The organism is Streptomyces sp. NPDC000075 (assembly GCF_040301925.1).
Taxonomy (GTDB): Bacteria; Actinomycetota; Actinomycetes; order Streptomycetales; family Streptomycetaceae; genus Streptomyces; species Streptomyces polychromogenes.
On record NZ_JBEPFL010000005.1, the window covers coordinates 208,559 to 228,702 of the forward strand.

Annotated in this window: 18 protein-coding genes; 9 read left to right on the plus strand and 9 right to left on the minus strand. The window is 72.9% G+C overall.

What is annotated here, in order from left to right; translation table 11 throughout:
* The first annotated feature begins 99 nt into the window (after positions 1–99).
* The 4 genes from ABT403_RS08750 (at position 100) to ABT403_RS08765 (ending at position 5,852) form a co-directional block, all read left to right on the plus strand.
* Positions 100–1,629, plus strand: coding sequence for a ricin-type beta-trefoil lectin domain protein (locus ABT403_RS08750; protein WP_344164340.1), 1,530 nt, complete (start codon positions 100–102; stop codon positions 1,627–1,629).
* Positions 1,630–1,912: 283 nt separating this feature from the next.
* Complete coding sequence (locus ABT403_RS08755) at positions 1,913–3,118, plus strand: hypothetical protein (RefSeq protein WP_344164343.1); 1,206 nt, start codon at positions 1,913–1,915, stop codon at positions 3,116–3,118.
* Between the two features lie 39 nt (positions 3,119–3,157).
* Positions 3,158–5,278 carry a tetratricopeptide repeat protein gene (locus tag ABT403_RS08760; RefSeq protein ID WP_344164346.1) on the plus strand — a complete coding sequence of 707 codons (2,121 nt, stop codon included), beginning with the start codon at positions 3,158–3,160 and terminating at the stop codon, positions 5,276–5,278.
* Positions 5,279–5,294: 16 nt separating this feature from the next.
* Positions 5,295–5,852, plus strand: coding sequence for a flavin reductase family protein (locus ABT403_RS08765; RefSeq protein WP_344164349.1), 558 nt, complete (start codon positions 5,295–5,297; stop codon positions 5,850–5,852).
* Positions 5,853–5,891: 39 nt separating this feature from the next.
* Here the strand turns inward: ABT403_RS08765 and ABT403_RS08770 are convergent, their stop codons facing one another.
* From ABT403_RS08770 to ABT403_RS08785, 4 genes are all read right to left on the minus strand, one after another.
* On the minus strand, positions 5,892–6,821 hold the full coding sequence (locus ABT403_RS08770) for an AfsR/SARP family transcriptional regulator (protein ID WP_344164352.1): 930 nt from the start codon (positions 6,819–6,821) through the stop codon (positions 5,892–5,894).
* Positions 6,822–6,990: 169 nt separating this feature from the next.
* Positions 6,991–7,794 carry a glycerophosphodiester phosphodiesterase gene (locus tag ABT403_RS08775; RefSeq protein WP_344164355.1) on the minus strand — a complete coding sequence of 268 codons (804 nt, stop codon included), beginning with the start codon at positions 7,792–7,794 and terminating at the stop codon, positions 6,991–6,993.
* Positions 7,795–7,888: 94 nt separating this feature from the next.
* Positions 7,889–8,497, minus strand: coding sequence for a hypothetical protein (locus ABT403_RS08780; protein WP_344164358.1), 609 nt, complete (start codon positions 8,495–8,497; stop codon positions 7,889–7,891).
* 162 nt (positions 8,498–8,659) lie between these two features.
* Complete coding sequence (locus ABT403_RS08785; protein ID WP_344164361.1) at positions 8,660–11,464, minus strand: hypothetical protein; 2,805 nt, start codon at positions 11,462–11,464, stop codon at positions 8,660–8,662.
* Between the two features lie 64 nt (positions 11,465–11,528).
* Between ABT403_RS08785 and ABT403_RS08790 the strand changes: the two genes are divergently transcribed.
* Entirely contained in the window at positions 11,529–12,095 is a 567-nt protein-coding gene (locus ABT403_RS08790; RefSeq protein ID WP_344164364.1) for a hypothetical protein, read from the plus strand.
* Positions 12,096–12,171: 76 nt separating this feature from the next.
* A complete protein-coding gene (locus ABT403_RS08795) occupies positions 12,172–12,738 on the plus strand; it encodes a hypothetical protein (RefSeq protein ID WP_344164367.1) in 567 nt (188 codons plus the stop codon).
* Positions 12,739–12,783: 45 nt separating this feature from the next.
* On the opposite strand, the gene ABT403_RS08800 is transcribed toward ABT403_RS08795, so the two are convergent.
* Entirely contained in the window at positions 12,784–14,448 is a 1,665-nt protein-coding gene (locus ABT403_RS08800; protein ID WP_344164370.1) for a fumarate hydratase, read from the minus strand.
* A 136-nt stretch (positions 14,449–14,584) separates the two neighbouring features.
* Here ABT403_RS08800 and ABT403_RS08805 point away from each other — a divergent pair, with 136 nt between their 5' ends.
* Together ABT403_RS08805 and ABT403_RS08810 are read left to right on the plus strand one after the other, a co-directional pair.
* Entirely contained in the window at positions 14,585–15,295 is a 711-nt protein-coding gene (locus ABT403_RS08805) for a DUF1707 SHOCT-like domain-containing protein (protein WP_425580249.1), read from the plus strand.
* A 188-nt stretch (positions 15,296–15,483) separates the two neighbouring features.
* The gene (locus ABT403_RS08810; RefSeq protein ID WP_425580250.1) at positions 15,484–15,882 is read left to right on the plus strand and encodes a WhiB family transcriptional regulator; all 399 of its coding nucleotides are present in this window, start codon (positions 15,484–15,486) and stop codon (positions 15,880–15,882) included.
* Positions 15,883–16,013: 131 nt separating this feature from the next.
* Here the strand turns inward: ABT403_RS08810 and glpX are convergent, their stop codons facing one another.
* Complete coding sequence (gene glpX, locus ABT403_RS08815) at positions 16,014–17,045, minus strand: class II fructose-bisphosphatase (RefSeq protein ID WP_079429574.1); 1,032 nt, start codon at positions 17,043–17,045, stop codon at positions 16,014–16,016.
* A 226-nt stretch (positions 17,046–17,271) separates the two neighbouring features.
* On the opposite strand from glpX, the gene ABT403_RS08820 reads away from it, so the two are divergent.
* Positions 17,272–17,790, plus strand: a complete 519-nt coding sequence (locus ABT403_RS08820; RefSeq protein ID WP_344165834.1) for a DUF4245 domain-containing protein — start codon at positions 17,272–17,274, stop codon at positions 17,788–17,790.
* A gap of 131 nt (positions 17,791–17,921) precedes the next feature.
* Here the strand turns inward: ABT403_RS08820 and ABT403_RS08825 are convergent, their stop codons facing one another.
* The 3 genes from ABT403_RS08825 to xseA all read right to left on the minus strand — a co-directional run bounded on the left by ABT403_RS08825 (position 17,922) and on the right by xseA (position 20,130).
* Positions 17,922–18,509 (minus strand): malonic semialdehyde reductase, encoded by a 588-nt coding sequence (locus ABT403_RS08825; RefSeq protein ID WP_344164379.1) that lies wholly within the window; start codon positions 18,507–18,509, stop codon positions 17,922–17,924.
* A 96-nt stretch (positions 18,510–18,605) separates the two neighbouring features.
* Positions 18,606–18,845 (minus strand): exodeoxyribonuclease VII small subunit, encoded by a 240-nt coding sequence (locus ABT403_RS08830; RefSeq protein ID WP_344164382.1) that lies wholly within the window; start codon positions 18,843–18,845, stop codon positions 18,606–18,608.
* 25 nt (positions 18,846–18,870) lie between these two features.
* Entirely contained in the window at positions 18,871–20,130 is a 1,260-nt protein-coding gene (gene xseA / locus ABT403_RS08835; RefSeq protein WP_344164385.1) for an exodeoxyribonuclease VII large subunit, read from the minus strand.
* Positions 20,131–20,144 lie beyond the last annotated feature (14 nt).

Sequence of the window (20,144 nt, forward strand, 5' to 3'; positions counted from 1 at the left end):
CTCCTCAGAAAGTTGAGCAATTGTCTTGTTCGGACTGTTCCCATCTCCCCTACCGGCCAGTAAATACCCGGGGTAACACCGCTATCGGGGAGGCACCACATGGCTCGTTCACGTACGAAATCCAGGCTCAGATGTACATTCGCCGCGGTCGCGGCGGTCGCGGCCGCCCTCGGGGGCGTCACCGCCATCACCCCCATGGCCGAAGCGGCCCCCGCGACATCCGGCGCGATCACGCCCCTGTCACCGGAACTCGAAGCCATCCGCGCCGCCGAGGCCGTCAAGATCTACGGCGACCCGGCCGTCCGCCCCCTCGCCGAGCGCAAGACCGGGCTCATCTCCCTCGGCGACAGCGAGATCTCGGGCGAGGGCGTCGGCACCTACGACCCCGCCACCAACACCTCGTCCAACCAGTGCCACCGCTCGCCGGACTCCGCGATCCACCGCACCGGCATCCCCGCCGACCTCACCTTCAACGTCGCCTGCTCCGGCGGCTACACCGGCAACATCCGCATCGGCGGCAGCAAGCAGTACGCCGACGAACTGGTGCAGAGCGACAGCCTGGCCATCAAGGCCCGCAACACGAAGATCAAGATGGTGCTGCTGGTCGCCGGAGCCAACGACGACCTCCAGTTCGGCCCCGTCATGACCGACTGCGTCACCCGCTGGGTCCTCAGCCAGGGCACCTGCGAACCCAAGTACGGCCCCGGCTGGCAGTCCCGCGTCGACGGACTGAAGCCCAAGGTCGAGGCCACCATCGGCGACCTCAAGAAGGTCATGCGCGACGCCGGCTACGCCGACTCCGACTACAAGCTCGTCGTGATGGGCTACCCCAGCCCCATCGGCCCCGACTTCAACGACAACCCGAACTTCCCCGGCAAGCTCCCCGGAGGCTGCGCCGGCTACGACTCCGACGCCGCCTGGGGCCGCAACCACGCCGTCCCCGCCTTCGAGAAGGGCATGCGCGCCGCCGCCCTCGCCGCCGGCGCCACCTACCTGGACAACTCGCGGCTCTTCCACGGCCACGAGGTCTGCATGGAGGACACCTGGGCCCGCGGGCTCTACCTCGACCTCGGGGACCACTTCCCCTGGGACGAGAACACCGCCCGCCAGTCCTTCCACCCCAACTACCGCGGCCACGGCGCCTTCGCCTCATGCCTCACCCAGCTCTACGACTCCGGGCTGCGCGAGGCCTCCTGCGCCGACCCCGCGAGCACCGGCACCCCCGTCCTCCAGGCCGGCGCCTGGGACGACCTCTACAAGCCCCTGAGGAACGAGGCCACCGGCAACTGCCTCGACTCCTTCGGCGGCTCCAGCGCCAACGGCACCCAGGTGACCGGCTGGGACTGCCACGGCGGCCGCAACCAGGGCTGGTGGTACGACTCCGCGAACCGGTCCGTCCACGTCGAACTCACCCAGGACCGCTGCCTCGACGTCCCCGGCGCGAACTACACGGCCGGCACCGCCCTGATCCTGTGGAACTGCCACGGCGGCGCCAACCAGCGGTTCGTCCGCGACGGCGCCACCCTGCACCCCGCCGCCGCCCCCGCCCTGTGCCTGACCGTCGCCGCCGCCCACGACCCGCTGCGCCTGCGGACCTGCGACGGATCGGCCGCCCAGCGCTTCGCCTGAGCCGCTCTCCGGCGGTTTTGGCGCCGGTTTGGAGAAGTTCTGGAGGGGGCCAGCAGCATGGAGAACGTCCAGCCCCCAACCACACCCTCCGAAGGAGGTGCTTCGAGATGAAGAAGATCCAGATCCGCAAGGCCGGCCCGGTCCGCCTGACCTCTTCCGCGTGCTCGCACTACCCGAGCCCCGCGTAACCGCACCCCGGGCGCGTTCGCGCAAGGGGCGTCCCCACGTACGCCGGGGGCGCCCCCACCGGTCCGGGCCCGGCCGACCAGAGACGGAGCCCGCCATGGCGGAGCCAGGCCACCCCAGCTCGGACCAGACCCCGCTGGCGCTGCATCCGCTGGCGTACCTGGAGGACGGCGACGAGGTCACCATCGGACGCCGTGACACCGAGACCTACGCGATCTTCCCGCCCGACGGCGCCGCACTCGTACGCCGTCTCCAGGAAGGCGCCACCCCCGCCCAGGCCGCCGACTGGTACGAGGCCGAGTACGGCGAGCGCGCCGACGTCGCCGACGTGGTCGAGGCCCTGCGCGAACTCGGGTTCGTCCGCGCCGACGGAGAACCGGAACCCGTCGCCGGACCCGTGCGCTGGCAGCGGCTCGGCCGGGCCGCCTTCTCACCCGCCGCCTGGACCGCCTACGGGCTGATCGTCGCCTGGGCCGCCGTCAGCGTCATCCGCGACCCCGGCCTCCTGCCGACCCCCGACGACCTCGTCTTCAGCCACTACTACGCGGTCATCACCGTCGTCCTGTTCGTGGTGGCGGTCCCGCTCATCGCCGTCCACGAGATCTTCCACGCGCTCGCCGGCCGCCGCCTGGGCATCCGCTCGCGCACGAGGATGTCGTACCGCTTCTACTTCCTCGTCGTGGAGACCTCGCTCGACGGCCTCGCCGGGGTGGAACGCCGCAAGCGCTACCTGCCGATCCTCGCCGGAATGGTCGCCGACGTCGTCCTGATCGCCCTCGCCGTCATCACCGCCGGCCTCGCGCACGGACTGACCGCCCGCGTCTGCATGGCGGTGGCCTTCACCACCTTCATCCGGCTCCTCTGGCAGTTCTTCCTCTACCTGCGCACCGACGTCTACGTCCTCATCACCACCGTCCTCGGCTGCGTCGACCTGCACACCACGGCCGTGCGCATGCTCGCCAACCGGGTCAACCGGCTGCTGGGACGCACCGGCCGGCTCACCGACGAGTCCCTGTGGCACCCCGTCGACCGCCGGGCCGCCCGCTGGTACTCCTGGCTGCTGCCCATCGGCTACGCCGTCAGCCTCACCACCTTCCTGTGGGGCGTGGGACCCGTCTTCCTCGACATGACCACCGCCTCCCTCGACCGGTTCGGCGCCGGCCACCACGCGACCTGGGTCCAGCTCCTCGACGCGGCCGTGTTCCTCGTCCTGACCTTCGGCCAGATCGCCTTCGCCCTCTGGCTCGCCGCCAGGGAGCGCCTGCGCGGCCGGCGGGCCCGGCTCCACCACGTCATCGCCTGACGGGACCACCCCGGCGGGCCTCTTCCGAAAGGCGGGCCCATGACCGGGCACCACTGGATCTCCGCGCCCCACCGCGCCGCGCGCACCACCCTCCTGGACGGCCTCGGCCTGCCCCCGCTGCTGGCCACCGTCGACGCGCACCGGCGCCTGCGCGGCCCGTACACCGCGGCCGGGACCCTGCTGCGCCTCGTGGCCCCGGCGGCGCTGGAGCGACGGCCCGAACTGGCCGCCCGCCACTACATCGAGCTCCAGGAGAGCACGCCCGAACTGGCCCCGCTGGTCCCCCCGATCACCCACCACATCGAGGAGCAGTCCACGGCCGGCGAGGTCAGCCGCTACCCGGCACGCCTGCACTCCCTGCGCGTCGCCCACGGCATCGTCGACTTCCTCCTCGCCGCCCTCACCGACGCCGCCGGTGCCACGCCGGGCCCGCGCACCCTCGTCGTGGAGAACGTCCAGCACGCCGACGTCACCGACCAGGAGTTCCTCGCCGCCGCCCTGCGCCGGATCCCGCCCGCCCTGCTCACCCTCGTCCTGTGCACGGGCACGGCCGAGCTCCTCGACCCGCCCGGATTCCCCTCGCTCTCGCTCCCCGACGCCCTCGCCGCGCACACCACCAGGACCGCCGCCGCCGGCACCGCCCCGGCCCCCGCCACCGCGATGGGACCCGAGGCCGTACGCCGCTACGTGGACGGCGACTGCACCGACGACGACCCCGCCCGGGCCGCCGCCTACGAGGCCCTGCCCGAAGCCGCGCGCACCGCCCTCCACGACGCCCGCGCCGCCGTCCTCGCCGCCCGCGCCGAGGACGGCGAGCCCTCGCTGCGCCTCGGCGCCCTCCCCTTCCACCTGGTGCGCGGCAGCGACCCGGAGGGAGCCGGGGTCGAGGCCCTGCGCGCGGCCATGCTCCGCTGCAAGTACCTGGGCTTCTACCACGTCGCCGCCGAACTGGGCGACGAGGGACGGCGGCTGGTGGACCCGGCCCGGCGCCCCGACCTGTGGTGGATCTTCATCCGCGAGGCCGGCGTGTGCCTGGCCGCGGCCGGCCGGCCCGACGAGTCGGCCGTCCTCCAGGAAGAGGCGCGCATGGCCACCCAGAGCCCCGCGCACCACATGAAACTCGCCTACGAGATCGGCATGCTGTACGCCCGCCACTACCCCGAGGAGCGTCGCGACCCCCGCCGGGCCCGCGCCTGGGTCAACACCGCCATCTCCATCGCCGACCTCCTGCCCGACCCCAAGGAACGCGCCTTCTACTCCGTCTTCAACCGCAACGGCCTCGCCCTCGTCGAGGTCCGCGACGGACGCCCCGACGAGGCCCTGCGCCTGCTCGACCAGGGCATCGAGCGGCTGAACCGGGAACTCGGCCTCGGGGAGCGCACCTGGCACCAGGTCGGCCTGCGCTACAACCGCGCCCAGGTCAACAGCATGGCGGGCCGGCTCGAAGCGGCACTGGCCGACTACGGCGAGATCATGGACGCCGACGACGACTTCGCCGACCACTACTTCAACCGGGGCAACATCCTGCGCAAACTGGGCCGCCCCCAGGAGGCCATCGCCGACTACGAGCGGGCCCTCTCCCTCGAAGCTCCCTTCCCCGAGGCCTACTACAACCGGGGCGACGCCCGGCTGGAACTCGGCGACACCGACGGCGCCCTGGCCGACTTCGCCCGCACCCTCGAACTCGACCCGGACCACCGGGAGGCGCTCCTCGCCCGGGCCGGCCTGCTCGCCGACCTCGGCGACGCCGAGGGGGCCCTGGCGGACGTCACCGCCGGACTCGCCGTCGCCCCCGGCCACGCCCACCTCCTGTGCCTGCGCGGCCGCCTGCTGGCCGAGGCCGGACGCACCAAGGAGGCGGCCGAAGCCCTCGAAGCCGCCCTCGACAGCGATCCCGGGCTCGCCGAGGCCTGGGCCGTCAAGGGCGAGATCGCCTACGGCGAAGGCGACCTGGAGACCGCCGTGGCCGATTTCGACCGGGCGCTCGAACTCGCCGACCGGCCCGACTTCCGCTTCAACCGGGCCGTGGTCCACGAGAGCGCCCACCGCTACGCCCGCGCCGCCGCGGACTTCGAGGCCGTGTACGCGGCCACCGGCGACCCCGACGCGGCCGAACGCCGTGACGCCTGCCGGCGCGCGGCCGAACACACCGCCGTCTGAGCCGGAGCACGGGCCGATGAGCGTGCGGCAGCGGGAGGAGAACCGGGGGAGCGCGGGGAGCGGGCGGCCGGGGCCGGGAGACCGGCCGGGGCCGGCCGCCCCGGCGGCGCCGTTCACCGAGGCCATGGCCCGCCTGGTGTCGGGGGTCGCCGTGGTCAGCGCCCGCAGGGCGGCCGACGGGGGCCCGTGCGGACTGCTGGTGTCCTCCGTCAGCTCCTACAGCGTGTCCCCGCCGTCCGTCCTGCTGGCGCTCGCCCGCGGCTCGCGCACCTACCGGGCGATGGACGCGACGGTGGGCACCCCCTTCGGGGTGCACCTGCTGGGCTCCGCCGACGAGGCCCTCGCGAAGGTGTTCGCGGGGCGCTCGGAGGACAAGTTCGCGGACGTGCCCTGGACCTGGGACGGGGACACGCCCCGGATCGCGGGCGTCCCGGTCTACCTCAGGTGCCGGGCCGCCGCCCTGTTCCCGCACGGGGACCACACGGTGCTGGTGGGCGAGGTCGACGACTGCGCCCTGGCGGACGGCGAGCCGCTCGTCTACTACCGGCGCCGCCTCGACTGGCGCCTGGCCTGACACCCGCCGTGCCCGGGCCTCGGGGCGGCGGGCCGGGTCTCAGATCGCGGTCGGCTGGAGGAGCAGGGGGCGGCGACATCGCCCGTGTTCGGTGCCGGTCGGAGGCAGCCCGCCCAGCAGGGCCCGCTGCACCGCCTGCAGACCCGGCCCCGGCTCGATCCCGACGTCCGCGACCACCACCCGCCGCACCCGCGCGTACGCGTCCAGGGCCTCGGCCCGCCGCCCGGCACTGGCCAGGGCCAGCATCAACTGCTCGTGCAACCCCTCCCGCAACGGGTGGCGCGCGCACAGCTCGGCCAGTTCGGCGATCACCTCCGCGGACCGGCCCGCACAGATGTCGGCGCCGATCCGGTCCTGGACCAGCGCCATCCGCTCCTCCTCCAGCCGGACCGCGTAGTACGCGGGAAGGCGCGCCGGCCCCAGGTCGGCCAGCGGCCGGCCCCGCCACATCGCGAGCGCCCCGCGGAAGGCCTCGCCGGCCGCCGCGCAGTCCCCGGCGCCGCGCAGGTCCCGGCCGAGCGCGGCCCGGGCGCGGGAGCGGTCGAGGTCCAGCTCGCCGGGCTCCACGCGCAGGACGTAGCCGGAGCCGCTCGTACGCAGCACCGGATGGCGGCGCGGGTCGCCCCCCGCGCTGCCGTGCCCCGGATCCAGCGTCCGGCGCAGCCCGGACACGTACATCTGCAGGGTCGCCTGCGCCGACCGGGGCGGATGCCCGTCCCATAACTCCTCGATCAGCATCTCCGCGCAGGCCAGCCGGTTGGCGTGGAGCAGCAGGATCGCCAGGAGGGCACGCCGCTTGAGCTGGCTGGGCGTGCGGACCGCGCCCGCGCGGCGCACCTCCAGCGGCCCGAGGACGAGGTAGCTCGGCTCGTCCTCCTCGCCCCCCGGGACGGCGCCGTTGCCGTCGCCGGGTCTGCCACCGGGGGCGTCGCCACCGGCCGGACGTCTCTCCTGCTGCTGTGCGGCCATGCCCGGCACCCTCGCCCGCGCCACGGCGCCGGTGAGCGCCTGTCCGTCGTCGGCCCAACGGCATGCCCCGGGCGGATATACCGCCGCGCACACCACGGCATACGTTCGAGCCTCGCGGGCCACATGTCACGGGCGCGAACCAGCCAATGACGCACCGTCACACCGGCGGCTACCGGACCTCGTCCGCCCCCGCCCCGACGCCCAGGGCACCGAGCTGCTCGCGCACCTCGCGGGGCCGGTTGGTGATGATCGTCTCCACCCCGAGCCGGACGCACAGCTCCACGTCCGCAGGCTCGTCCACGGTCCACACCCGCACCCGCAGCCCCTTGGCCCGCAGCCGCCCCACCAGCCCCGGATCCCGGCGCACCAGCTCGATCCCCGGACCGGCGTGCCCGGCGAACGGCGGACGCGGGGCGCGCAGCGTCCGCTCGATCAGGTAGACGGCCGGCAGCCCGGGCGCCAGCCGGTGCAGCCGCGTCAGCGCGTTGCGGGAGAAGCTCATCACCTCGACGCGGCCGTCGGCGCCGTCGGCCAGCCCGTGCTCCCTCAGGACCCGCACCAGCTCGGCCTCCAGCCGCCCGCCCGCACGGGTGGGGTGCTTGGTCTCCACGGCCAGCCCCACCGGCCGGTCCGCCGCCAGGGCCTCCTTGAGGAGGTCCTCGAAGAGCAGTACCCGCGCGCCCCGGTGCTCCGCGCCCTTCCAGCCGCCGAAGTCGAACGCGGCCAGCTGGTCGTACGTCAGCTCGGAGACCACCCCGCGCCCGTCGGAGGTCCGTTCCACCGTCCGGTCGTGCACGCACACCAGCCGCCCGTCGGCGCTCAGCCGGACGTCGCACTCCAGGGCGTCCGCCCCATCGGCGATGGCCTGCCGGTAGGCCTCGATGGTGTGCTCGGGATGCTCGTGGGAGGCCCCCCGGTGCGCGACCACGCGGACGGCGCGGGCGGTGTCGGGGTAGGAGATCGTCGCTGCCATACGGGAATCCTTGCGAACCGGGGTGAACGGCCGGGTGCGGGCCTGTGGCACCGACGTTAACCCGGCCGCCGGTCCCTCACCGCCCGGGGCCGCGTCACGGCTTCGCGGGGCGCGGGGGCAGCGGCGCCGGGCTGACCTTGAAGCCGCCCTTGACGACCTCGGTGAAGGGCGCCGGGGCCATGCAGGTGCCCACGCGGGGGGCCTCCGCCGTCCCGTCGGGCTTCACGTCCACGTTGGCGATGCCCCACGAGAAGCCGACCCGGTCCGGGGCGCCGCGCTCGCCGTCCTGGACGCTGATCCCGATCCGCTTGCCCTCCCAGCCGACGTTCGAGGAGGTGACCACCGCCGTGACCACGGCCGTCTTCCCGCCGGTGATCATGCAGTCCACCTCCGCCTCGGCGACGCCGGTGAAGTTCTGGTCCGGCATCGCGTGGTAGACCGTCACCTTGCCGCGCGCGTCACCCGGCATGCCCTGCTCCCCGCCCTGGCCGGGGAAGGGCCGGCTCCAGGGGACGGCCTCGGCGTCGACCGTGAAGCGGATGTCGTGCTCCTCGGGCACGTACGGGTAGGACACGGTCCCGCCGCCGTGCACCGAGGCGGGCTTGTGCGCGGTCGGGCTCGCGGGCGCCGGAGCGGCGGCCGCCAGGGTCGCGACGAGCGCGGCCGAGCCGGCCAGGGCGAGGGCGCGCGTACGGTTCTTCATGCTGGACTCCCTTGCTGGGCGGGCCGTTCCCGCACGGGGACCACCCTCCCCGGGAGCCCCCCGCCGGGTCGTCTGCCGCCGGGCCGACATGCGCGAGGGCCCCTCCCCCGTGCGGGGGAGGGGCCCTCGCCACCAGGGACTACGGGGCGGCCGGGGCGAGCCTCAGTCCCCGAGCCCGGCGCCCGGCCCGCGCGGCCCGGCTTCCGGCGGCGGGGGCTGCGCCCCCCGCCCCGACCCGGGCGCGGCGCCCGGCGGGCGGACCCGCACCCGCCCCGCGCCGAGCGTCCAGAACTCTGAGCCGGGGGCACCCCGCCCCGGAGCCGTCCGCCCGGTCACCGGCGCCTCGACCGCAGGCTCGGGCGCCGCCTCAACCGCCGGCTCGGGCGCGGCCGCCTGGACCGTCCGCTCGGTCGTCGGCACCTCGACCGTCCGCTCCGCCGCCGCCTCGACCGCCGGCTCCGCCGGTGCCGCGACGGCAGGTGCCGCGACCTCGGCGGAGGCGGCGCGGGCAGGCTTCGAACGCTTCCACCGGTCCGGCACGGACGACAACTCCCGGACCGCCCCCGTGTCCCCGTCCCGCTCCTGCGCCACGGCCCGCGCCCGCAGCGCGCTCTGACGGGCGATGGGAGCGAAACCGGGTGCGGCGTTGCCGGTCTCGGAGGGCAGTGCGCGCAGACCCATCTGGTTCAGCTCGCGCAGGAGCCCCTTCTCCGGCGGGAACACCTCGCGCGGCAGCTGCCAGGACGCGGCGCCGTCCACGTCCACGTGGTGCTCCGTCCCGTCGACGGCGAAGCCGAGCCGGTAGCCGAGGTACTGGTCGTCCCGGTCGAAGAGCAGGCTGCCGCTGACCTGACCGCCCCGGTCCCGGACCTGGTCCGCGAGTCCCTGCACGGCGGCGGGCAGCGGATTCGTCCGGCCCAGGCACGCCACGTAGCCGTCGGCGTCGACCGTCCTCGTCTCCGTGCCGACCTTGTACGTCATCCGGAAGCGGGTGCGGCCGTCCTCACCGACCACCGGCTCGATCGCACCGACGTCCGCATTGCCGAACTCCAGACGGCCGTCCCCCTTCTCCTGGCCGTACAGCTCCTTCATCGCCCCGAACTGCACCTGGTGGCGCAAGGCGGCCGGGGGATCGCTACGGCCGATCAGGGTGACCCGCGCCCGCGGGTTCTCCCGGAGGATGATCTCGGCGTTGGCCGCCCCGGTACCGCCCGGTCCGGCGATGATCCAGTGATCGGCGTCGTTCGGGTCGAACCGGTTCTCGGCGACCTCGTCGCCCATCAGCGCCCGGCCGGGAGCCTGAGCACGCGCGTCCTCCCACGTCCGGGTCGCCTCCAGCGCGGTGAAACAGTTCTCCAGGCGCTTGGCGTCATCGCCGTCCAGGCCCTCGCGCAGCAGGTCCTTCACCGGTCCCGCTTCCAGGGGCCCCAGGACGTTTCGCGTGCCGGCGCCACCGCGCTCGGCGCCCGTCAGCCACAGCCGCCACTCCGCCGCCCCGGGGACGCCCTGCCTCTCCAGCTCCCGGAACCGGTCCCCGAGCAGCCGTACGGCCTCGGCACGGCTTTCGACGCCGCCGACGCCGCGAGAAGCCGCACCCGGAACCAGCTCGGGGGTCAGCCCGGTCGCCACGACGGGAATCCCGTCGCAGGCCACCTCCAGCGGGACGGCGCCCGAGGCGGGGTGGATCTCCGCGCGCAGTCCCCCATCGGGGCCCAGCCGCAGCCGCCCGTGGCCGTTCACCACGTCGCCCTGCGTGGCCAGCTGGTCCTCCCACACCCGGACGGCCTCGATCGGCACCCGGTGGCGGGGGTCGGTCACGGCCGCGTACGGGTCCACCCCCATCCAGTGCGCCAGGTCCCGGTCCTGGTCCGCCGACTGCACGATTCCGGCGCCGGGGTCGAGGTGCCAGCGGCCGGGGTCGTCGATCAGCAGCTCGCCCGAGTCCCGCCCGCTGAGGCTGGCCCCGCCGCCGATCCTCACCCTGCGCAGCGGCGTTTCCCCGGCCGCGGTCTGCTCGCCCAGCGTGTGCGCGGCCTGCCCGCTGGCATGCTCCCGCCAGGTCTTCCACTGTCCTGCGGCCTCGTCCCCCAGCGCGTCCCGGGGCAGCGGCAGCCCGTTCTGGTCGTACCCGGGCAGCGCCATGGTGACCTCTCGCCGCCCGACGAACGCCTCGATCTGCCGCTGCGCCCGCAGCGCGGCCTCCCGGGAGGCCTGGAGCGCGCTGGCGTCGGCGGGGGAGAGCTGCTCGATGGGGCGGGCGAGGTCTTCCAGGAGCTGTTCCGAAGCACTGGACACGTGATCGTTGGTGATCAGACCACGCAGATCAGCTGCCTTCTGCTGGGCGAAACGAGCCGCCTGGTCGTCCAGCGCCACGGTCGGCCTCAGCCCGTACGAGTCCAGCAGGGCGGAGAACTCGGCGCGGGCAAAAGCCTGTTCCTCACCTGACAGGCTGGCGTCCGAGTACCGTGCCGCCAGCCAGTCGAGTTCTGCGATGCGTCCCATGTCGGCGGAGGACAGTTCCAGTTCGGCCGGAAGTTCCGGGCCGGCGCGGAGCAGGTCCTCCCGTACCGGTGGCAGCCCATCGGCCGCGCGCTCCCGTACGGCGGTGAGTTCGCCGAGCTCATGGGCGAGGACACGGTCCAGCATCGATTCCGGCAGGCGGTCGCTGATGCGGACGATGTAGTTCTGCGAGGTCGTGTTCGTCGCGGTGTCGACGATCCTTTCCGCCTCCAGCGGTATGGCATCCAGCCAGATCGTCGCGAGCCGATCCGGGTCGTCCCCCAGAGTGAAGAACTGGCGGCCGTCCTTGTCCCGCCCCGCCCGGAGGGGGCCCAGCCTCCCCCGCAGCACACTCGCGGCCACCGGTCCCATCTGCTGTGCCGCAGCCGACACCAGCCGCTCCCCGCGCCCCTCGCGGTACGGGGGCAGTGTGCCGGGTGCCGGCCACGGGTACGTCGACTGGTCCATCTGATGCCCTCCCCGCCCCGGCCGCTCCATGGGCAGGCCGCATAACAGGCCATATGATCATGTCATGTTGAAAGCCCGTTCTTCCCTGGAAGCGCACTTGTACATGGATCTGCACCCGTGTGAGTGCGGGGGTAGCGGTGGTTTCGAGCGGCGGCATCATCTGGAGCAGCAGGGCGAGGACCTCGTGACGGTGTACGAGGGGGCGTGCCGTGCCTGTGGGCGGGACAGGCGTTTCGCGTTCGTGATGGACGAGGAGATCCCGCCGCCTCCGCCCGCCTATGGCGGGGACAAGCCGTCCGAGATCATCGATCCGGGCGAGTTTGCGGAGGTCGCGAGCCGTTACGGCAACTGGGCTTCGCTCGGGGCGCTCAATTCCGCCGAGTCCGAGCACCACAAGTACCGGGGTGCGATGGTGGCCGCCCTGGCAGCCGCGCAGGAGGTGCTCAAGTTCATTCCGGAGGGCCAGGACGCGGTTCCCGCCTCCGCCTTCACGTCTGAGCGCGGCAGGGCCCGCTACGAGAGGGACCCCGGCAAATTCAGCCGGGACAGCCTCGAGCGCAAGCTGAATGCCACGAACAGGGCCCTCGCCGCTCTCGACAGCCCCTCGCCCCCCGCCGCCGACGAGCACTGACGAAGAAGAGGGGCCCGCACCGACGGGGAGGTTTCGCGCCATGGGCGGGCCGCATAGCGGACTTTATGATCATGTCATGTTGAAAGCCCGTTCTTCCCTGGAAGCGCACTTGTACATGGATCTGCACCCGTGTGAGTGCGGGGGTAGCGGTGGTTTCGAGCGGCGGCATCATCTGGAGCAGCAGGGCGAGGACCTCGTGACGGTGTACGAGGGGGCGTGCCGTGCCTGTGGGCGGGACAGGCGTTTCGCCTTCGTGATGGACGACGAGATCCCGCCCCCTCCGCCCGCGTACGGCGGGGACAAGCCGTCCGAGATCATCGATCCGGGTGAATTCGCCGAGGTCGCGAGCCGTTACGGCCGCTGGGCCGCGCTCGGGGCTCTCAACGCGCCCGAGTACGAGCGTCACCAGTACCGGGGGGCGATGCTGACGGCGCTGGCCGCCGAGGAGGAGGTGCTCAAGTTCGTGCCGGAAGGTCAGGACGCGGTTCCCGCCTCCGCCTTCACGTCCGAGCGTGGCAGGGCCCTCTACGAGAAGGATCCGGACAAGTTCAGCCGGGACCTGCTTGAGTTCGACATCGAGGTCTCGCAAAGGGCCCTGGCCGCGATGGAGAGCGACCCGCCCCCCGCCGCCGACGAGCAGTGACGAACGAGAGGGGCCCGCACCGGTCGGTGCGGGCCCCTCTCGCTGCTACAGGCCCGGGCCGCGGACCGGGATGTGGGTGAACGTCGGCTCCGGGGCCGGGTTCTGGAAGAAGTCGTTGCCCTTGTCGTCCACGACGATGAACGCCGGGAAGTCCTCGACCTCGATCTTCCAGACCGCCTCCATGCCGAGCTCCTCGTACTCCAGGACCTCGACCTTCTTGATGCAGTCCTGCGCCAGGCGGGCCGCCGGGCCGCCGATGGAGCCGAGGTAGAAGCCGCCGTGGGCGCCGCACGCGTCGGTCACCTGCTGCGAGCGGTTGCCCTTGGCCAGCATCACCTTGGAGCCGCCCGCCGCCTGGAACTGCTCGACGTAGGAGTCCATGCGGCCGGCCGTGGTCGGGCCGAAGGAGCCGGAGGCGTAGCCCTCGGGGGTCTTGGCCGGGCCGGCGTAGTACACCGGGTGGTCCTTGAGGTACTGCGGCATGCCCTCGCCCGCGTCCAGCCGCTCCTTGATCTTGGCGTGCGCGATGTCGCGGGCCACGACCAGAGGTCCGGTGAGGCTGAGGCGGGTCTTGACCGGGTGCTTGGTCAGCGTCGCCAGGATGTCGTCCATCGGCTGGTTCAGGTCGATGCGGACCACGTCGGCCGACTCGTCGAGGTGCGCGTCGGTGGTCTCCGGCAGGAAGCGCGCCGGGTCGGTCTCCAGCTGCTCCAGGAAGACGCCCTCGGCGGTGATCTTCGCGACGGCCTGGCGGTCGGCGGAGCAGGACACCGCGATGGCCACCGGGAGGGAGGCGCCGTGGCGGGGCAGGCGCACCACGCGGACGTCGTGGCAGAAGTACTTGCCGCCGAACTGGGCGCCGATGCCGATCTTCTGCGTCAGCTCGAAGACCTGCTGCTCCAGGGCCTCATCGCGGAAGCCGTGGCCGAGCGGGGAGCCCTCGCGGGGGAGCTCGTCCAGGTAGTGCGCGGAGGCGTACTTGGCGGTCTTGAGCGCGTGCTCGGCGGAGGTGCCGCCGACCACGATCGCCAGGTGGTACGGCGGGCAGGCCGCCGTACCGAGCGAACGGATCTTCTCCTCCAGGAACTTCATCATGGAGGCCTCGTTGAGGACCGCCTTGGTCTCCTGGTAGAGGAAGGACTTGTTGGCCGAGCCGCCGCCCTTGGCCATGAAGAGGAACTTGTACGCGCCGCCGTCGGTCGCGTAGAGCTCGATCTGCGCGGGCAGGTTCGAGCCGGTGTTCTTCTCCTCCCACATGGTCAGCGGGGCCATCTGCGAGTAGCGCAGGTTGAGCCGGGTGTAGGCGTCGTAGATGCCGCGCGAGAGGGCCGCCTCGTCCCCGCCCTCGGTCAGCACGTTCTGGCCGCGCTTGCCCATGACGATCGCCGTGCCCGTGTCCTGGCACATCGGGAGCACGCCGGCCGCCGCGATGTTGGCGTTCTTCAGCAGGTCGAGGGCGACGAACTTGTCGTTCGCGCTCGCCTCCGGGTCGTCGATGATGCGGCGCAGCTGCGCGAGGTGCGCGGGGCGCAGGAAGTGCTGGATGTCGTGGATGGCCTCCTCGGCGAGCTTGCGCAGCGCCTCCGGCTCGACCTTGAGGAACGTACGCCCGTCGGCCTCGAAGGTCGAGACGCCCTCGGAGGTCACCAGCCGGTAGGGGGTGGTGTCCTCGCCCAAGGGCAGCAGGTCGGTGTACGCGAACTCCGGCATGGTGGCCAATCCTCACTCGGCAGACAGCGCTGACGCCCGATTTGGCAGCGCGGCTATCCAGCGTAGAACCTCCCGGCGCGGGCTCGTCTGTGAGGTAAGGCTCACCGGCCAGTATCGCGATCTATCGTGTCTCGCTATGCTGACCGTCGTGGACCTGGAAAAGCACCCCGCCGCCCCTGCCCCCGCGCCCGCTCCCGAGGCGCCCGTCGCCCCCTCCGCCCCGGCCGCCGGCAGGCTGCGCGCCTCCGACGCCGACCGGGACCGGATCGCGCAGATCCTCGCCGACGCCCTCGCGGAGGGCCGGCTGACCGCCGACGAGCACTCCGAGCGCCTGGACACCCTCTACGCGGTCAAGACGGTGGGGGAGCTGGAGGTGCTCGTCCGGGACCTGCCGGCCGGCGCCGCCGCCGCCGGCGCCCACCGGGCCGCCGCCCCGGCCCCCGCCTCCCCGGGCACCGGCCCGGTCGAGTCCGTGGTGGCCGTGTGCAGCAGCTCCGCCCGCAGGGGCCGCTGGCGCCCGGGGGCGCACACCCGCGCCGTCTCCGTCTTGGGCGACATCACGATCGACCTCACCGAGGCGGTCTTCGAGCAGCAGCTCACCGAGTTCAACGTGGTCTCGGTCCTCGGCAACGTCGAGATCCTGGTCCCGGAGAACGTCACCCTGCGCGGCTACGGCAGCGGGGTCCTCGGCAACTTCGAGGTGCGCGGCGAGGGCGCGGCCGCCGACCCCCAGGCGCCGGTCGTGATCGTCCGCGGTTTCGCCCTGCTCGGCAACATCGAGGCCCGCCCCAAGCTCGGCGCCCGCCTGGTCGACCTCGCCGGCCGGCTCCGCAAGCGACTCGGCTGACCCGGCCGCCGGGCCCGCCCCGGGCCCGCCCGGCGGTCGGCCCGGGGCGGGCGGGGTAGGGGGGCGGGGGTGGGCGGGTTTCGGACGAACCGCGTCCGGCCCGCCGTCACCGGTGCATAGGGGCACGCGCAGCGGGTAGGGACAGGTGCATCGTCTCTCGCTCGCGTATACGTCGTCAGGAGTAGACCGTGCCGCATCCGCCGCATCAGTCCGTGCAGGCAGCCGCCGTCCAGAGCCTTCAGGCGCGCCCGGCAGCCGTGCCGAAGCCACGGGTGGCGGCGAGGGAAGAGGAGGACGGCCCCTGGCACACGGAGGCGGTGTGCCGCAGGGACGAGGCGGGGCTCTTCTTCGCACCGTCCAAGGAGCCGACCGCGGCCCGGCTGGCCCGCGAGGAGGCCGCCAAGCGGGTGTGCGCGCGCTGTCCCGTGATGGTGGCCTGCCGGGAGCACGCCCTGCTCCAGCCGGAGCCGTACGGGGTCTGGGGCGGCCTGACGGCCGCCGAGCGGCGGGTGGTGCTGGGCCGCAGGCGGCGCCGCGCCGCCGAGCTGCTGCCCGGCGCGGCCGGGCCGGTCGCCGCAGCCGGCTGACCCGTACCGCCGCCTGACCCCGTACCGCCGCCTGATCCGTACATCCGTACCGGACACGCCCGAGGGGCGGTCCCCCGCACGGGGACCGCCCCTCAGGCGTGTCTGTGGCGTCATCGGCCGCAGGGCGCTCCCTACTGGGCGCGGCCCAGGGAGATGCCGCTGTAGGCGCGGAGCTTCGACAGCCGGTGCGTGGAGTCGATCTGCCGGATCGTGCCCGACTTCGAGCGCATGACCAGCGAGGACGTGGTCGCCGTCTCCGAGCGGTAGTGGACGCCGCGCAGCAGCTCGCCGTCCGTGATGCCGGTGGCGACGAAGAAGACGTTCTCGCCGGACACCAGGTCGTTGGTGGTCAGGACGCGGTCCAGGTCGTGGCCGGCGTCGATGGCCTTCTGGCGCTCGGCCTCGTCCTTGGGCCAGAGCTTGCCCTGGATGGTGCCGCCGAGGCACTTTATGGCGCAGGCCGAGATGATGCCCTCCGGGGTGCCGCCGATGCCCATGAGCAGGTCGACGCCGGTGCCTTCGCGCACCGCCATGACCGAGCCGGCGACGTCACCGTCGGAGATGAACTTGATCCGGGCGCCGGTCTCGCGGATCTCCTTGACGATGCCTTCGTGGCGGGGGCGGTCCAGGATGACGACCGTGACGTCCTCGGGGGCGATGCTCTTGGCCTTGGCGACCCGGCGGATGTTGACCGAGACGGGGGCGTTGATGTCGACGAAGTCGGCGGCCTCGGGGCCGGTGACCAGCTTGTCCATGTAGAAGACCGCGGACGGGTCGAACATGGTGCCGCGGTCGGCGGCGGCCAGGACGGCGATGGCGTTCGGCATGCCCTTGGCGTTCAGGGTCGTGCCGTCGATGGGGTCGACGGCGATGTCGACCTCGGCACCGGTGCCGTCACCGACGTGTTCGCCGTTGAAGAGCATCGGTGCTTCGTCCTTCTCCCCCTCGCCGATGACGACGACGCCGTTCATCGAGACGGTGGAGATCAGGGTCCGCATCGCGTTGACCGCGGCGCCGTCGGCGCCGATCTTGTCGCCACGGCCGACCCACCGGCCCGCGGCGAGCGCCGCAGCCTCGGTGACCCGTACGAGTTCCAGGGCGAGGTTGCGGTCAGGCGAGTCGGGGGCGACTTCGAGCTGGGGCGGCAGGTTGTGCTCGGTCATCGGAGCGCACCTTTCTGTACGACGACGGCCGGAGTGTGAGGGTGTGGGAACTCTATCGGTTCGTCGACATATTGAGCAGAGCGGGTCACTTATGAGCGGATTATCGGTCGGGCCGTCCGGCTGAGCGGACACCGTACGCCCCTCGCGCGCCGCGTGCCCCAGCCGCCACGCCGACCCCCGGCGGTGATCGCCGTCTGCCATGCGGGACGATGGTGGGGTGGCAGGTATGAAAGGCAAGCAGACGGTCTGGGACATGGTCCGGTCGCTGGCGGTGATCGGTGTCGTGGTGGCGGGTATCTACATGTTCATCCCGCACGACGACAAAGCCGACCCGACGCGCACGGTGGACTACCGGGTGGAGACCCTGACGGCCCGCCGCGCGGCCCCGTACCCGGTGGCGGCGCCCGTGGGCCTGCCGGAGCAGTGGCGGGCGACGTCGGTCACCTTCGAGCGCAAGAACGCCAACGCCTGGCACCTGGGCTTCCTGGACCCGGAGAAGCAGTACGTGGCGATCGAGCAGTCCACGGACGCCTCGAAGAAGAACCTGGAGAAGCTCACCCAGAAGGCCGCGCCCACCGGGCAGACCCAGCAGGTCGGCGACCGCGCCTGGGAGCGCTGGGACGGCGAGAAGTACGACGCGCTGGTCCGCCAGGACCAGGGCTACGTGACGGTGGTCACCGGCACGGGCTCCTTCGAGCAGCTGGGCACGCTGGCGGCGGCGCTGGAGTTCAAGCAGGGGCAGTGAGCCCCCCCGGCGCCCCGCGCCGGACGGACGTCCGTCCGTACGTCCGTCCGTACGTCCGTACCTACGCGAAAGGCCGCCCGCCCGGGGGAACCGGGGCGGGCGGCCTTTGCGCGTATCCGTCGGGCCGGGGCTCAGACGGTGGTGATGACCTCGTCGTAGGACAGGCGCGGCGAGCGGGGGTGGAAGGCGTCCTCGCCCGGCTTGCCGATGTTGACGACCATCAGGGCGGAGTGGTCGCCGTCGAGGAACTCCTTGCTGATGCCCTCGAGGTCGGCACCGGTCATCGGGCCGGCGGCCAGGCCGGCGGCGCGGACGCCGACGATGAAGTAGGCGGCCTGCAGCATGGCGTTGCGGGCGGCGAAGGCCTCGCGGGCCGGGCGCTCGGTGAAGAAGTCCTTGACCTGCGGGTAGTGCGGCAGGAGGGTGTCGAACTCGTCGTGGAACTCGTTGTCCGCGGCGAGGATCGCGACCAGCGGGGCGGCGGCGGTCTTGGCCTTGTTGCCGTCCGACATCAGGTTCACCAGGCGCTCGCGGGCCTCGGCCGAGCGGACCAGGGTGATGCGCAGCGGGGTGCCGTTGAAGGCGGTCGGGCCGTACTTCACCAGGTCGTAGATGGCCTGGACCTGCTCGTCGGTCACCGGCTCGTCGGAGAACGAGTTGGCGGTGCGGGCCTCGCGGAACAGCAGGTCCTGAGCAGCGGCGTCGAGCACGAGAGACATCGGTAAGCCTTCTTCTGTACGGAGGTGAAGCGGTGACCCGACTGTAGGACAAAAGTAGATGAAAATTCAACTACTTTCCTTTGCGGGTGATCCGGATCACTCCCCGGAGCCGCCCCCGTCGGCCGCCTCCGCGGCCTCCCGGGCCGCCAGCGCCGAGTCCAGCCGGGCGCGGGCCCCCTCCAGCCAGTGCCGGCACACCCGCGCCAGCTCCTCGCCGCGCTCCCAGAGCGCGAGCGACTCCTCCAGCGAGGTGCCGCCGGCCTCCAGTCTGCGGACGACCTCGACGAGCTCGTCGCGGGCCTGCTCGTAGCCCAGCGCGGTATCGGTCTCAGACATTCCCGTGTCCCATCGTAGATGTGTGTTACAGCGACTTTGTTGCCGGAACGTGTCCGTCCGTACCGGTTCCCGAGCGGGCCTCCAGGACGGTCACCGCGAACTCGCCCTCGGCCACCCGCGCCCGCAGCTCCTCGCCCGGCGCGACCTCCCCGGGCGCCCGCACCACGTGCCCGTCCGCCCGCTGGAGCACCGCGTACCCGCGCTCCATCGTGGCCGCAGGCGACAGCGCCACCACCCGGGCCCGGGTGTGCTCCAGCTCCGACTCCGCCCGGTCCAGCAGGTGCCCCAGCGTGCGCCGGCTGCGGGCCAGCAGGGCCTCCAGCTCGTCCTCCCGGGTCTCCACCATCCGCTGCGGATGGACGAACACCGGCCGCGCCAGCGCGTGCGCCAGCCCGCGCTCCTCCCGCTCCAGCAGCCCCCGCAGCGCCCGCAGGCCCCGGCCCTGGAGCTGGCGCACCCGCTCCAGCTCCTCACCGACGTCCGGCACCACCTTCTTCGCCGCGTCCGTCGGAGTCGACGCCCGCAGGTCCGCCACCAGGTCCAGCAGCGGGGAGTCCGGCTCGTGCCCGATCGCCGAGACCACCGGCGTACGGGCCGCCGCGACCGTCCGCACGACCTCCTCGTCCGAGAACGGCAGCAGGTCCTCCACACTGCCGCCGCCCCGCGCCACGATGATCACGTCGACCTCGTCCAGGGCGTCCAGCTCCTTGACCGCCCGCACCACCTGCGGCACCGCGTGCACCCCCTGCACGGCCACGTTGCGCACCTCGAAGCGCACCGCCGGCCAGCGCCGCCGGGCGTTCTCCAGCACGTCCCGCTCGGCCGCCGAGGCGCGCCCCACGACCAGACCGATCAGCTGCGGCAGGAACGGCAGCGGCTTCTTGCGCTCCAGCGCGAACAGCCCCTCCGACGCCAGCGACCGCTTGAGCCGCTCCAGCCGCGCCAGCAGCTCCCCGATGCCGACGGGCCGTATCTCCGTGACCCGCAGGGACAGCTGCCCGCGCGGCGCGTACCACTCCGGCTTCGCCAGGACGACGACCCGCGCGCCCTCCGAGACCACGTCCGCGACCTCGTCGAAGACCTGACGGAAGCAGGTCACGCTGACGGAGATGTCGTGCGACGGGTCGCGCAGCGTCAGGAACACGACCCCCGCCCCCGGCCGCCGGGACAGCTGCGTGATCTGCCCCTCCACCCACACCTGGCCCAGCCGGTCGATCCAGCCCCCGATGAGCCGGGACACCTGACCGACCGGCAGCGGCGCCTCCGCCGACGTATTCAGACCCATGCAAGGAGGCTAAC

Coding starts and splice junctions, on each gene's coding strand:
- ABT403_RS08750 (WP_344164340.1), top strand. CDS start 100: ATGGCTCGTTCACGTACGAAATCCAGGCTCAGATGTACATTCGCCGCG.
- ABT403_RS08755 (WP_344164343.1), top strand. CDS start 1,913: ATGGCGGAGCCAGGCCACCCCAGCTCGGACCAGACCCCGCTGGCGCTG.
- ABT403_RS08760 (WP_344164346.1), top strand. CDS start 3,158: ATGACCGGGCACCACTGGATCTCCGCGCCCCACCGCGCCGCGCGCACC.
- ABT403_RS08765 (WP_344164349.1), top strand. CDS start 5,295: ATGAGCGTGCGGCAGCGGGAGGAGAACCGGGGGAGCGCGGGGAGCGGG.
- ABT403_RS08770 (WP_344164352.1), bottom strand. CDS start 6,821: ATGGCCGCACAGCAGCAGGAGAGACGTCCGGCCGGTGGCGACGCCCCC.
- ABT403_RS08775 (WP_344164355.1), bottom strand. CDS start 7,794: ATGGCAGCGACGATCTCCTACCCCGACACCGCCCGCGCCGTCCGCGTG.
- ABT403_RS08780 (WP_344164358.1), bottom strand. CDS start 8,497: ATGAAGAACCGTACGCGCGCCCTCGCCCTGGCCGGCTCGGCCGCGCTC.
- ABT403_RS08785 (WP_344164361.1), bottom strand. CDS start 11,464: ATGGACCAGTCGACGTACCCGTGGCCGGCACCCGGCACACTGCCCCCG.
- ABT403_RS08790 (WP_344164364.1), top strand. CDS start 11,529: ATGTTGAAAGCCCGTTCTTCCCTGGAAGCGCACTTGTACATGGATCTG.
- ABT403_RS08795 (WP_344164367.1), top strand. CDS start 12,172: ATGTTGAAAGCCCGTTCTTCCCTGGAAGCGCACTTGTACATGGATCTG.
- ABT403_RS08800 (WP_344164370.1), bottom strand. CDS start 14,448: ATGCCGGAGTTCGCGTACACCGACCTGCTGCCCTTGGGCGAGGACACC.
- ABT403_RS08805 (WP_425580249.1), top strand. CDS start 14,585: ATGCTGACCGTCGTGGACCTGGAAAAGCACCCCGCCGCCCCTGCCCCC.
- glpX (WP_079429574.1), bottom strand. CDS start 17,045: ATGACCGAGCACAACCTGCCGCCCCAGCTCGAAGTCGCCCCCGACTCG.
- ABT403_RS08820 (WP_344165834.1), top strand. CDS start 17,272: ATGAAAGGCAAGCAGACGGTCTGGGACATGGTCCGGTCGCTGGCGGTG.
- ABT403_RS08825 (WP_344164379.1), bottom strand. CDS start 18,509: ATGTCTCTCGTGCTCGACGCCGCTGCTCAGGACCTGCTGTTCCGCGAG.
- ABT403_RS08830 (WP_344164382.1), bottom strand. CDS start 18,845: ATGTCTGAGACCGATACCGCGCTGGGCTACGAGCAGGCCCGCGACGAG.
- xseA (WP_344164385.1), bottom strand. CDS start 20,130: ATGGGTCTGAATACGTCGGCGGAGGCGCCGCTGCCGGTCGGTCAGGTG.